8 protein-coding genes are annotated in these 13,645 nt (G+C 70.8%); 6 read left to right on the forward strand and 2 right to left on the reverse strand.

Going from position 1 to position 13,645, the window contains the following annotated elements:
• Positions 1-42: 42 nt before the first annotated feature.
• Positions 43-735, forward strand: a complete 693-nt coding sequence (locus tag ACVDFE_RS40195) for a hypothetical protein (RefSeq protein ID WP_360400604.1) — start codon at positions 43-45, stop codon at positions 733-735.
• A gap of 30 nt (positions 736-765) precedes the next feature.
• On the opposite strand, the gene ACVDFE_RS40200 is transcribed toward ACVDFE_RS40195, so the two are convergent.
• Entirely contained in the window at positions 766-1,884 is a 1,119-nt protein-coding gene (locus ACVDFE_RS40200; RefSeq protein ID WP_458434089.1) for a sugar ABC transporter substrate-binding protein, read from the reverse strand.
• Positions 1,885-2,098: 214 nt separating this feature from the next.
• On the opposite strand from ACVDFE_RS40200, the gene ACVDFE_RS40205 reads away from it, so the two are divergent.
• The 4 genes from ACVDFE_RS40205 to ACVDFE_RS40220 all read left to right on the forward strand — a co-directional run bounded on the left by ACVDFE_RS40205 (position 2,099) and on the right by ACVDFE_RS40220 (position 8,519).
• Positions 2,099-3,808 carry a S8 family serine peptidase gene (locus ACVDFE_RS40205; protein ID WP_458434471.1) on the forward strand — a complete coding sequence of 570 codons (1,710 nt, stop codon included), beginning with the start codon at positions 2,099-2,101 and terminating at the stop codon, positions 3,806-3,808.
• A gap of 180 nt (positions 3,809-3,988) precedes the next feature.
• Positions 3,989-4,777 carry a chitosanase gene (locus ACVDFE_RS40210; protein WP_458434090.1) on the forward strand — a complete coding sequence of 263 codons (789 nt, stop codon included), beginning with the start codon at positions 3,989-3,991 and terminating at the stop codon, positions 4,775-4,777.
• A 227-nt stretch (positions 4,778-5,004) separates the two neighbouring features.
• A complete protein-coding gene (locus ACVDFE_RS40215; RefSeq protein ID WP_458434091.1) occupies positions 5,005-6,915 on the forward strand; it encodes a hypothetical protein in 1,911 nt (636 codons plus the stop codon).
• On the forward strand, positions 6,912-8,519 hold the full coding sequence (locus ACVDFE_RS40220) for an ABC transporter substrate-binding protein (protein ID WP_458434092.1): 1,608 nt from the start codon (positions 6,912-6,914) through the stop codon (positions 8,517-8,519). Before ACVDFE_RS40215 ends, ACVDFE_RS40220 begins: the two co-directional genes overlap by 4 nt.
• Positions 8,520-8,576: 57 nt before the next feature.
• On the opposite strand, the gene ACVDFE_RS40225 is transcribed toward ACVDFE_RS40220, so the two are convergent.
• On the reverse strand, positions 8,577-11,507 hold the full coding sequence (locus ACVDFE_RS40225) for a glycine--tRNA ligase (protein WP_458434472.1): 2,931 nt from the start codon (positions 11,505-11,507) through the stop codon (positions 8,577-8,579).
• 347 nt (positions 11,508-11,854) lie between these two features.
• On the opposite strand from ACVDFE_RS40225, the gene ACVDFE_RS40230 reads away from it, so the two are divergent.
• Positions 11,855-13,540, forward strand: a complete 1,686-nt coding sequence (locus tag ACVDFE_RS40230; RefSeq protein WP_458434093.1) for an LCP family protein — start codon at positions 11,855-11,857, stop codon at positions 13,538-13,540.
• Positions 13,541-13,645: the final 105 nt, after the last annotated feature.

The following is a 13,645-nucleotide window of genomic DNA, read 5'->3' on the forward strand; positions in this document are numbered from 1 at the left end:
TTGACCGGCAGTGAACGACTGCTCTTCTTCTTCGTCGGACTGGTGACCACGTTCGTGTTCATCCGCATCAGCGTGCGCATGATCAGGGCGAAGGTGCGCTGGTGGCCGCGCAACGTCGTGCACGGGGACACGCACGTGCACCACGTCGTGTTCGGCACGGTGCTGCTGCTCCTGTCCAGCGTGACCAGCCTGGTGATCCCGGACGACCTGCACGGCGCGCGGCTCGCGGCCGCGGCCGGGCTCGGGGTCGGGGCCGCGCTGGTGCTGGACGAGTTCGCGCTGATCCTGCACCTGCGGGACGTGTACTGGACGAAGGCGGGCCGGCTGTCGGTGGACGCGGTGTTCCTCGCCGTGGGGCTGACCGGGCTGTTCCTGCTGGGCGCGCGGCCGCTGGGCTACGACGAGGTGCTGCAGCTCAACCCGGAGACCACGCCGGCGAGCACGTTCACGTTGCGGCTCATCGCGATCGGCGTCAACCTGTGCTTCGCCATCGCGGCACTGCTCAAGGGCAAGATCTGGACCGGGCTGCTGGGCCTGCTGGTGCCGGTCGTGCCCGCGGTGGGCGCGGTCCGGCTCGCGCGGCCGGGGTCGCCGTGGGCGCGCTGGCGCTACCGGGAGGGCTCGCGGAAGCTGGCCCGCGCGTACCGGCGCGAGGCGCGGATCCGGCAGCCGATCATCCGGGCGAAGATCGCCGTGCAGGAGTTCATCTCCGGCCGCCACGACCTCCCCGACTAGTGCCGGGGAGGTCGTGGCGGGCGACCGGGGTCAGCCGCCGACGATGTCCTGCTGCACGCACACCGGTTGCAGCTCGCTCGCGCACAGCTCCTGCGCCTTGATCACGCCCTGGGTCACCATGGTGCGCACCGTGTCGCGCTTGATCAGCGTGGCGCCCAGCAGCACGGCCTTCACGTCCCGCCGGGAGACGGGGTCGCGCAGGTTGCCCGTCGCGAGGTCGTCGGCACCGGCCAGGTCGCCGCGGGCGACCGCGATGGCCAGCCGGGCGGCCGCCTCCGCCTCGTCGCGCACCGGCTTGTAGACGGTCACGCACTGGTCGCCGCGCAGCACGGCCCGCAGACCGTCCAGTGTGGCGTCCTGCCCGGTGACCGGGACCTTGCCCGCGAGGCCCTTCTTCCTGAGCACCTCGATGACCGCGCCGCCGAGGCCGTCGTTCGCGGCGACCACGCCGTCGACCTTGCCGCCGTTCTCGGTAAGGATCCGCTCGAACACCTGTCCGCCGAGGACCGCGTCCCAGTTGTCCACCGGCGCCGACTTCACGAGCTTCAGCGCCCCGCTGGCGTACTTGGCCTCCAGCCGGTCCTTGTGGCCCTGCGCGAACAGCGTCGCGTTGTGGTCGGTGGGCGCGCCCTCGACCTCGATGATCTGCGCACCCGGCCGGTCACCGAGGCAGCCGAGCAGCCCCTCCGCCTGGAGCTGGCCGACGTTGCGGCTGTCGAAACCGACGTGGTACTCGGCCAGGCCGCCGAGCGTCACGCGGTCGTAGTCGATGACCGTGATGCCGGCGTCTTTCGCCTTCTTCTGCACGGCGAGGCCACCGGCCGACGACAACGGCGTGATGACCAGTACCTTCACCTTGCGCCGGATCATCTCGTCGGCGATCTGGGCGAACTTCGCCTCGTTGCCGTCCGCGTTCTCGATGAACGGCTCGATGTCGGCGTAGTTGAACGCCTGCGTCAACAATGGGCGATCTTGTTCTTCCCACCGCGTCGAGGACGTTCGGTCCGGAAGGATTACACCGACAACGGGTTTGGGGCCGCGCGTGGGCAGGGACAGACCGCCCTGGTCAGCATCGCCGCAACCGGAGAGAAGGAGGAGCGCGCATGCCGACGCCGCCATTACCCGTCTTCGCATAAACGCGGAGTTCATCGCTTGCGAGATGTTAAGTCAAGATTTCTTCTCGGCCATCACGCTCTGCGGCCGATCGACTACAGTTCGATTCCGTACGAAAGGCGCTGATGTTCGCCCTATTTCGCACCTAGTGTGCTGGACTTGGGCGGCAATCGGGGGCCGTACCTTCTGTGTTGGATCCAGCCCTGACCGGGTGTGAGGAGACAGCTAGGTGAGAACGCGCAGAACCGTGATGGCGGTGGCGGCAACGGTGTCGCTGATCGCCGCGGGCACATCGGCGGCGGGGGCAGCGCCGGCCGCGGCCGGGCAGCAGCAGGACACGGAGTACACGGTGCTCCTGCAGGACCCGGGCAACCGCGACTTCGCGATCGACGCCGTGCACGCGGCGGGTGGCGAGGTCGTGCGGGACAACCAGGCGATCGGCCTGCTGACCGTGAAGGCACCCGCGAACGGCTTCGTGGAGAAGGTCTCGGCGTCGAAGGACGTCGCCGGCGCCGCACGCGCGAAGCCGATCGGCCACGCGCCGGCGCAGAAGAAGGCCGAGAAGGCCAAGCGCGACAACGTGGAGAAGGAGAACACCACCACCGCGGCGAACAAGGCTCCCGCCGCGCCGAAGTCGACCGCGGGCATGGACCCGCTCGACGGCGACCTGTGGGGCCTGAACCTCGTCCGCTCGAACATCGCCCGCGCCAAGCAGACCGGTGACAAGCGGGTGTACGTCGGCATCCTCGACACCGGTGTGGACGGTTCGCACCCGGACATCGCGCCGAACTTCAACAACGAGCTGTCGCGCAACTTCACCGTCGACATCCCGAACGACGCCGACGGTGGCGAGTTCGACGGCCCGTGCGAGTTCCGCGGCTGCGTCGACCCGGCCAACTGGGACGACGGCGGCCACGGCACGCACGTCGCCGGCACCATCGGCGCCGCTGCCAACGGCTTCGGCATCTCCGGTGTCGCGCCGGGCGTGTCGCTGGTCAACATCCGCGGTGGGCAGGACGCGGGGTCGTTCTTCCTGCAGCCGGTCGTCGACGCGCTGACCTACGGCGCCGACATCGGCCTCGACGTGATCAACATGTCGTTCTACGTCGACCCGTGGTACATGAACTGCGCCAACGACTCCACCGCCACGGCGGAGGAGCAGCTGGAGCAGCGCACGATCATCGCGACCGTGCAGCGCGCCCTGAACTACGCGCACCGCAAGGGCGTCACGCTGATCGGCGCGGGCGGCAACAACCACGAGGACCTCGGCAAGCCGCGCACCGACACGGCGAGCCCGAACTACCCGCCGGGTCACGCCCGTCCCCGCCCGATCGACAACGCCACCTGCCTCAACCTGCCGACCGAGGGCAACCACGTCATCTCGGTCTCGTCGCTCGGCCCGTCGACCGCCAAGGCGGACTACTCCAACTACGGTGTGGAGCAGACCGCGCTCTCGGCTCCCGGCGGCTACTTCCGCGACGGCCTCGGCACGCCGTGGTACCGCACCAACGAGAACATGATCCTGTCGACCTACCCGCGCAACGTCGCCCTCGCCGAGGGCAACATCGACGAGGCCGGGAACATCACGCAGAAGGGCCTCGACGCCGGCGTCAAGAAGGCCGTCGACGGTGACAGGGTCGGCTACTACCAGTACCTGCAGGGCACCTCGATGGCCGCCCCGCACGCCGCTGGTGTCGCCGCGCTGGTCGTGAGCCAGTACGGCAAGAAGGACAAGAAGAACGGCGGCCTCACCCTCGACCCCGACAAGGTCGAGAAGGTGCTGTACAAGACGGCGATCCAGCGTGCGTGCCCGAACCCGCGCACGGTGTCGTACGTCAACGTCGGTCGTTCCGCCGAGTTCGACGCCACCTGCGAGGGTGACGCGAAGTTCAACGGCTTCTACGGTCACGGCATCGTGGACGCCTACGGCGCGGTGACCCGCGGCGGTCAGTTCATCTGATTTCCGTTGCACCACAGGGGCTCCCGGCTTCGGCCGGGAGCCTTTGCCGTTTCCGGGGCCTGTTGCGGAGATTGTCCGTTTCGCTAATTAGTAAAGACTCTTGCCAATAGTGGTGTGGACCGCTTACCGTTGCCCTCACGCCGCCCGGGACCCCACACATCTCTGCCCCGGAGGAGAACCGTGAAACTCTCTGGTCGCATCGCGGCCGCGCTTCTGGCGTGCGCCGCGCTCATCACCACCACCGCAACAACGGCTTCCGCAGCCAACCTCGACGAGCCGCGCCTCAAGGACATCGCGATGCAGATCGTGTCCAGCGCGGAGAACTCCTCCACGGACTGGAGGGCCCAGTTCGGCTACATCGAGGACATCGACGACGGTCGCGGCTACACCGCCGGGATCATCGGCTTCTGCAGTGGCACGGGGGACATGCTCGACCTGGTCGAGCTCTACAAGTCCCGCAAGCCCGGCAACGTGCTGGAGAAGTACCTCCCCGCACTGCGCAGGGTGAACGGCACGGACTCGCACTCGGGCCTGGACCCGAACTTCACCAGGGACTGGAAGACCGCGGCGAAGGACTCGACCTTCAAGGCGGCCCAGGAGTCCGAACGCGACCGCGTGTACTTCAACCCGGCCGTGGCACAGGGCAAGGCCGACGGAGTGCGCGCGCTCGGCCAGTTCGCTTACTACGACGCGATCGTCGTCCACGGCGACGGTGGCGACAAGACCAGCTTCAGCAACATCCGCAAGCGCGCGCTGGGCAAGGCGAAGCCGCCGTCGCAGGGCGGCAACGAGACCACCTGGCTCAACGCGTTCATGGACGCCCGCGTGTGGGCGATGAAGCAGGAGGCCGCGCACGAGGACGTCTCCCGCATCGAGACCGCGCAGCGCGTGTGGCTCAAGGCAGGCAACTTCGACCTGAAGACGCCGCTCAAGTGGAAGGTCTACGGCGACAGCTTCGAGATCAGGTGACCTCGTGACCGCGCAGGCGAAGGGCGTCCCGATCGGGGCGCCCTTCGCCGTGCGACCGGGGGTGGCCCCCTGCCGCGCTTCGACGCAGCGCGTTCCCCCGCGCGGCCGAACGGGTGATCCATTCGGCCAACACGGCGAAACCGCAGGCAGATTGCGTCGTTCGCCCCCGTAGGAACTCCACGGCTGCATAGAGTTCTTCGATCCCCGCACCTCGGAGGAGGCCAACGGTGTTCGAAGGGCGCACCCGGCTGCGCGGACTCGTCCAAGGCCTGGTCGGGGCCGTGGGGGCAGGTGCGACACCGGTGCTCGTCGTCGAGGGCTGCGGAGGCTCCGGCAAGTCCGCGCTGCTGCACCAGACGGTGCTGGAGTGGCAGGACCGGACGCCCACGGTGCTCGTGCGGCCGCGTGAGCTGAGCGCCGACGACGAGGACACCGCGTGGGACAGCGCGGTGCGGCCGGTGCTCGCGGCCGTGCTGCTGGGGCTGAGCACCGAGGTCCCCGGCTTCCCCCTGTCGTTCGAACGCGTCCTGCTCGCGCAGATCGCCATGCGCGTCGACACCGACACCCTCGACCAGGAGGCCGCGCTCGAAGAGCTCAACCGGCAGACGAACAACTACCGCGACCGCAACCTGCGCGACCTGGTGCGCGACCTCGCCGCCACGGCCGGCTCGCTGATCCAGCTGCCGGTGGACCCGGCGCCGGTGGTGAACCGGATCGCCGACTACCTCGGCGGCATGCTGGAGACCTCGCGCCGGGCGTCCGGCTTCCGCTGGAGCAGGGCGGCGCTGGAGTGGTTCGGGCACCAGGACCAGCGGCTCTCCCTCAACGCCGACCAGGCCCGGTTGCGGCTGAGCGCCCAGGCCCGCAGCAGGGACCCCGACGTGCGCCGCGACGTCGACGACCTGCTCGTCGCCGCCCTGCTGGCCGATCTGCGGCACAGCCTCGCGCCGGTCAGCACCCGGCGGCACAACGTGCTGATGCTGCTCGACGACGGCGACATCGCGGTGGCCACGACGTTCGTCCGCGCGCTGCTGCGGGTGCGCAGGGCGATCGCGGACACCGCCCGCGGCGGCCATCCCGCGCTGCCCGACCCGCTGCTCGTCGTGACCACGAGCGGCGGGCTGCTGGCCGAGGAACTGGCCGAGGACGAGCTGCCGGAGGCACCGGTGCTCGCCGAGTCCGATGTGGACGCCGACCTCGCCCGCTCAGCACGCGTGTGGCTGCGGGTCCGGTCGGAGGACCTGACGAGCAAGGACGTCGTGCAGCTCGCCAAGAGCCACCTGTGGCCCAACGACCTCGCCGCGAGCACCGTGGGCAAGGTCGTGCACCGGTTGAGCCGCGGTCACCCGAAGTCCGTCGACACGCTGCTGCGCAAGCTCCACGACGAACCGAGCCGCACCCGTGAGCCCGCCAGGCTGCTGCGCGGCGCGGAGACGGGCCTGCTCGAACCGTTCGTGCGCGAGTTCTCCGCCGGGGGCAGGGCGAACAAGCACCACGTGCAGGCCCTCGTCACGTTGTCGGCGGCGCTCACCAAGCTGGAGGCGCAGACGCTCGCCCCGCTGCTGCCCGACCCGGTCGGGCTGGGCTCGCCGCTGTACTCGTCGCCGACGCTGTGGACACCGGGTGAGTCCGGTGAGCAGCGGCTGCCACCGCTCGTCCGCTACCTCGGCCTGCGGCTGCTGGCCGCGCGGCCCGGCACCGACGAGGCGTCGTGGGACGCGGTGGTCGGCAAGCTGCGCGACCACGCCGGTGACGAGGGTCCCCGGCTGCGGCACACGCTGCTGCTGGGCGACCGCGCGGCGGTGGCGGCGGAGCTGCTGGAGTCGTTGGCGGACATGGCGACCAAGGCTTGGCTCGACCTCTTCGACCTGGTCACCGGTGAGGTGAACCCGCGCGAGACCGCGCCGGACTCGATCGGCGGTGCCGCGCGCGGCAGCGACCTGGCCCACGTCCACCGGCTGCTCGGCGTCGTGCCCGCGTTCGACCACGACCCGTGCGTCACGGACCCCGACGTGCTGCAGGACTACGCCGTGCACGTGGAACAAGCCCTGCGGCAGCTCTCCAACCGCGCGCAGGACCCGGCGCTGCTGCTCAGGCGCGCACAGCGCTACGAACGGTTCGGGAGGAACCACCGGTGACGTTCACCGAACGCTTCTACCTCGGGATCTGGCCCAGACCGCGAGCGCTGCGGCACCCCGCGAAGTGGACCGACTGGCTGCGCCCGGTCGCCGTGCTCGCGGTCGTCGCGCTCGTGGCCGGGAGCGTCACCGGCGGTCCATGGCTGTGGAAGCGGTTGTCCTGCAAGGACGGCTGGTTGCCCAGCGCGGACGTGTGGTCGGCCGGCGGCGAGTGCGTCGGGCTGAGCCAGGGGCCCTACGCCTTCGAGCTCGACGCGTTCACGAACGTGCTGAAGGTGATCGAGAAGCAGAACGCCGCGGCAGCCGAGGTCTGCGACCCCAGCGGCACCCCGGTGACGGTCGGCGTGCTGCTCACGATGACCGACCAGTACGCCGGTGCGCGAGCCGTGCACGAGCTGGAGGGCATGGCGGCCGGGCAGGCCCGCGCGAACGGCACCGGCTGCCTGCACCCGGTGCGGCTGCTGGTCGGCAACATCGGCGCGTACGGGCCGGAGCAGGAGGCCGTGCAGGTCGCGCGCCGACTCGCCGACCACCCCGAGGTCGTCGCCGTGGCCGGGATCGGGCTGAGCCACCAGCACTCGGCGGAGATCGCCGACCTGCTGGCGGCGGAGAAGATCCCGATGGTCTCGGACCTGGTCACGGCGGAGGGGTTCGACCAGAGCGGTTCCACGGCGCAGGAGACGGACTACAGCGGCTGCGAGCCCGACACGACCTACCAGAACGGCGTGGGCCGCGACCACTACTACCGGGTGGCCTTCCGCGGCTCCGAGCAGATCCGCTCGCTCGGCGCGGCGCTGCCGGGCACCCGGCTCGACTTCATCATGGTGCCGACCGGCGGCACCGACCCCTACACCTGCACCGCGTTGCCGTTGATGCACAAGCAGTTCGGCGGCAACATCACCGAGGTCAAGTTCGACCCGGACGAGGCGAGCACGGTGTCGCAGACCGCCAGGCGGGTCTGCAACGTGACCAAGGACGTGACGGTCGGCTACATCGCCCGCGGCCGCGACCTGGCGATGTTCCTGCACAGCCTCGACCAGGAGTTCTCGCAGGGCCACTGCTCGGCGAGCTCGATCACGGTGGTGAGCACGTCGGACGGGCAGCGGGTGCGGGCGGCCGAGCTCGACCCGCGGCTGGAGGACCTGCGCGTGCAGGCGTTGTCCTCGCCCTCCTTCACCTCCGGCAAGCTGCGCCTGGTGGCCACCCTGGTCGGTGGGGCGGACAAGCAGGTCCCCGGCAACACCGGGTTCGCCGACTTCGAGCGCCAGTTCACCCGGATCGGGTTCGACGTGGCGCACACCGACGCGGGCTGGGCGGTCAACGGCTACGACGCCGTGTCCGTGGTCGAGGAGGCCGTCAACAAGCTGCCGGTGACCAAACCGGTGCAGCGCAGCCAGGTGAACACCCAGATCAGCTTCGTCTCCTCACCGGAGACCGCGGTGCTGGGAGCGGGCGGGCCGATCATGTTCGACAACGACGGCAACCGGGTCGGCGCCGAGCCGCCGGTCGTGCGGGTGTGCCCGTTGCCGCAGAAGCAGAACGGGGCGGTGGGCCGGGTCCGCAGCGTGACGCTGCACCCCGGCACCCCCGCCCCGTCCTGCTGAGCGGGCGTCTGCAAGTACCACCGACTTCATGTCGGTGGTACTTGCAGACGCCACTTCCTAGAGCTGGGTCCAGTCGAGCACCGGCGCCGCGAAGTCGCGGATGGACGCCAGCAGCCCCAGGCGGGCCGCCTTCACGTCCGCGTCCTCGGCCATCACGAGCACCTCGTCGAAGAACGTGTTGATCGGCCCGGTCAGCTCCCCGGCCGCCGCCACGAACGCCGCGAGACCGGCAACGTCCTTGGTCACACCGTCGAACGCCTTGTGCAGCGCCACTTCCGCCGGCTCGGCCTGCACCGCGGCGTCGTAGGACGGCGCCACGTCCGCGGGCACGATCCGGCGCACCCGCTGCAACGCGGCCGCGAGTGCGTCGAAGGACTCGTCGCCCGCCAGCGACTCCAGCTGCGCGAGCGTCTCGTCGGCGAGGACCGGCGAGTCGGCCAGCGGCAGCACCGCCTGCACGAACCGGTGCTCGTGGCCCGCGTCGAGCAGCGCCTGCTCGTAGCGGCGGACGGCGAACTCCCGTGCCGTCTCCAGCGCCTCGGCCGGCACCTCGAGCCCTTCCGCGGCGAGCGACAACGCCTTCGTCAGCGTGATCGCGCGCAGGTCGGGGAACGCGCGCAGCACGCTCACCGCGCCCAGCGCCGCCCGCCGGAGCCCGAACGGGTCGGACGAGCCGGTCGGCTGCGCCCCGATGCCGAAGAGGCCCGCGAGCAGGTCGAACCGGTCAGCGAGCGACAGCAGCGCACCCGGCACCGACGACGGCAGCGCGTCACCGGCCGACCGCGGCAGCTCCATCTCCCACAACGCCTGCGCGACCTCGGGGGTCTCCCCCGCCCGCACCGCGTACTCCTTCGCCATCACACCGGCGAGCGACGACAGCTCGATCACCATCTGCGAGCCGAGGTCGAACTTCGCGAGCTGCCCCGCGCGGTCCAGCGTCTCGCGGTCGACCTCGACCACACCGGCGAACCGGCCGGCCAGTGCGGCGATGCGGCCGGCGCGGTCGGCCATCGAGCCGAGCTTGTCCGCGAACGTGAGCTTCGCCAGCCCCGCCTTCATCTCCTCCAGCGGCGTCTTGAGGTCGGCGCGCCAGAAGAACGCCGCGTCCTCGTACCGGGCGCGCAGCACGGCCTCGTTGCCCGCGCGGACCAGGTCGGCGTCCACCGACCCGTTCGCCACGGCCACGAAGTGCGGCAGCAGCGCGCCGTCGGCGGTGCGGACCGGCAGGTACCGCTGGTGCTTGCGCATGACCGTGGTGAGGATCTGGCCGGGCAGCTCCAGGTACCGCTCCTCGAACGAGCCGAGGATCGGCGTCGGCCACTCGACCAGGTTCGTCACCTCGTCCAGCAGGCCGTCGACCTCCGCGACACCGCCGGCGGACGCGGCGAGCTCCTGCGCGGCGGCCACGATCGCCTCGGCGCGGGCCTGCGCGTCGACCTGGATGCCGTGTGAGGACAGGAACTCCGGGTAACCGTCCGCGGCGGACACCTCGACCACCGGCGCGTCGGCCGTGCGGTGCACGCGGGTGACCGTGCCGGAGGCCAGCGCCGACACCGCGACCGGCACCGGCGTGGTGCCGAGCAGCGCGAGCAGCCAGCGGATCGGGCGGGTGAACGACAGCTTCGGGTCGTTCCACTTCATGTTCTTCTCGGCGCGCAGGTCGGAGATGACCTCGCCGAGCAGCCCGCTGAGCACCTCGACGGCACCGCGGCCGGCATCGGTCCTGGTGAGCGCCACGAACTCGACGCCGTTCTCCTCGACCCGGCCCAGCGCGGCGACGTCGACGCCCTGGCCGCGGGCGAAGCCCTGCACGGCCTTCGTCGGGTTGCCGTCGGCGTCGAACGCGGCGGAGACCCGCGGTCCGCGCACCGTGCGCTCGGCGTCCGGCTCCCGCGGCGACACCTCGGGCACCAGCACGACGATCCGGCGCGGCGTGCCGTGCACGGTCACCTCGCCGTGCGTCAGGCGGGTCGCACCGAGCTTCGCCGTCACACCGGCGCGCACCGCGTCCACGGTCCGCAGCACCTCGGCCGGCGGCAGCTCCTCCGTGCCGATCTCGAACAGCAGCGTCGCGGGCTCGGTCACGTCGGCGAACGACGTCGGCGCGGCGGCGGGGGCCAGGGTCTCGGCGAGGCCCAGCGGGTGGCCGAGCTCCTCGCGCCGCTCCGCCCACAGCGCGGCGACCTCGCGGGCCAGTCCGCGCATCCGGCCGAACGCACGCGCGCGCTCGGTCGTGGAGATCGAACCGCGCGCGTCGAGCACGTTGAAGATGTGCGAGCACTTCAGCACGAAGCTGTGCGCCGGGACGGGCAGGCGGGCGTCGAGCATCCGGCGCGCCTCGGCCGCGAACTCCTCGAAGAGGCGCTTGTTCGCCTCCACGTCCGCGTCGTCGAGGTAGTACCGCGACATCTCGTACTCGGACTGGCCGAACGCCTCGCCGTAGGAGATGCCGGGCGCGTAGGCGATCTTCTTGAAGTGGTCGACGCCCTGCAGCGCCATCATGATCCGCTCGATGCCGTAGGTGATCTCCACCGACACCGGGTCCAGCGTCATGCCGCCGGCCTGCTGGAAGTAGGTGAACTGGGTGATCTCCAGGCCGTCGAGCCAGACCTCCCAGCCCAGGCCCCACGCGCCCAGTGCGGGCGAGGCCCAGTTGTCCTCGACGAACCGCACGTCGTGGGCCCGCACGTCGATGCCCAGCGCCTCCAGCGAGCCCAGGTAGAGCTCCTGCGGGTTGCCGGGGTCGGGCTTGAGGATCACCTGGAACTGGGTGTGGGTCTGCAGCCGGTTCGGGTTCTCGCCGTAACGGGCGTCGTCGGGCCGCACGGACGGCTCCACGTACGCGACGCGCCACGGCTCGGGACCGAGCACCCGGAGCACGGTCGCCGGGTTCAGCGTCCCGGCTCCGACCTCGGTGTTGAAGGGCTGCACGACGAGGCAGCCCCGTTCGGTCCAGTACTTGGTCAGCGCGAGCAGCGCGTCCTGCATCGTCAACACGGCGGCCAGTCTACGAAGCGGACAAAACCCCTGGTCACGGGGCCTGGATCGGGTGGTCTTCCCCACTGTGTCACGCTACGCACAACCAAGTGGGGAGTCACCACGTCTACTTGGGGTACCCGCACGTGCCGAGAGGAGTGGGTGTGGACAACCGGCCGCCGCGGCCAGGAGAGCCGAACGGGTCTCCTCGGCGACCCAGCGCCACCCCGCGTCCGCCGTCGGGGCAGCCCCGCCGTCCTCAGGACCCGCCGCGCGGCTCGGAGCCGCCCCGCAGGGACCCGCGCCGGTCGGACCAGCCGAAGCGCCAGGAACCGCCGCGCCGGGAGCCGCCCAGGCGCGTGGAACCACCCCGTCGCGGCACGTCGGACACCCGCGGCGAGCCAGCGGGCCGCGCGGAGCCGCGCCGTGTGCCCGCCCGCGCCTCGTCGTCCGGCCCGCGCCCGCGTCCGGTGGCCGACCGCCCCACCGTCCGCACGACCCCGGCGAAGACCGCCGCGCCCGCCGCCAAGCCGCCGCAGCGCCCTGCCCAGCGCCCGCGTCCCGCCGCCGCCCGCCGCCCGAGCGCGGCCCAGCGCGGTGCGTCGACCGGCGCCAGGATCTTCATCAGCATGCTGTCGGCGACGGTCCTGCTGGTCACCGGCATCGCGTGGCAGAACCTCACCTCGTTGACCGACGGCCTCACCAAGCAGGACCTGAACCTCGCCGACGCCGGGGAGAAGCCCGCCGACGGCGCGATCGACATCCTGCTCGTCGGCATGGACAGCCGCACCGACTCCAAGGGCAACCCGCTGCCGCAGAACGTCCTGAACGAGCTGCAGGCGGGCGGCAGCGACGACGGCGGGTTCAACACCGACACGCTGATCCTGCTGCACATCCCGAACGACAGCGGCAAGGCCTTCGCGGTGTCGTTCCCGCGCGACTCCTACGTGAAGATCGCGGGCGGCTTCGGCCGCCACAAGATCAACTCCGCCTACGGCTACGCCAAGAACCAGGCCGCCGAGAAGCTCAAGGGCAGCGGCAAGAGCGGCCCCGAGGTCGAGATGGAGTCGCGCAAGGCCGGCGCGAACAACCTCATCGAGACCATCCAGAACCTGACCGACGTGAAGATCGACCACTACGCCGAGGTCAACCTGGTCGGCTTCTACGAGATCACCAAGGCCATCGGCGGCATCGACGTGTGCCTGAACTCGAACGTCCGCGACAGCTTCTCCGGCGCGAACTTCAAGGCAGGCCCGCAGACCATCGAGGGCAAGAACGCGCTGGCGTTCGTCCGCCAGCGCCACGGCCTGCCCATGGGCGACCTCGACCGCGTCGTCCGCCAGCAGGTGTTCATGGCCGGTCTGGCGAAGAAGATGCTCTCCGCGGGCGTGCTGGCCGACAGCACCAAGCGCAACGACATGATCAAGGCCGTGTCCGGCGCGATCGTGCTCGACGACGGCTGGGACATCACGAGGTTCGCGTTGCAGATGAAGGACATGACCGGCGGGAACATGACGTTCCAGACCATCCCGACCGGCAACCCCGACCTGCAGACCCCCGAGGACGGCAGCGCGGTCGAGGTGAAGGAGAACGAGGTCCGCAAGTTCGTGAAGAACCTCGGCAAGACCCCGGACGCCGCCGACGTCCCCGACCCGACCTTCGACAACGCCACCGTCACGGTCGACGTCCGCAACGCCTCCGGCCAGCCCGGCCTCGCGGCCACGGTCCTGCAGTCCCTCGTCACGAAGGGCTTCGTCGGCGGCCAGACCGGCAACGCCGCCGCGCTGGCCACGTCCGTCGTCCGCTACCCCCAGGGCGGTGAGGCGGCCGGCAAGGCCGTCCAGCAGGTCCTGGGCGGCATCGACACCGAGGAGGACGGCGACCTCCCCGCCGGCCGCGTCCGCGTGTTCCTCGGCGCGGACTACTCCGGTCCCGGCTCGCAGGGCTTCACCGGCACCCCGCTGCTCGCACTGGACGGCGCCCGCCAGCAGCCCGCCCCGCCCCCTGCCCCCATCTCCGCGGACGGCGTGCGCTGCGTGAACTGATACTCAGAGTAGAGTTCTTTACCCCGTTCGGGGGATGTTGGCCGTAAGTTGCGTAAGCGGCGAAGCATCGGCGCCTTCCATCAGCGTGAGACCCGCTCATGGGGT

The sequence above is a fragment of the Lentzea chajnantorensis genome (assembly GCF_054300775.1).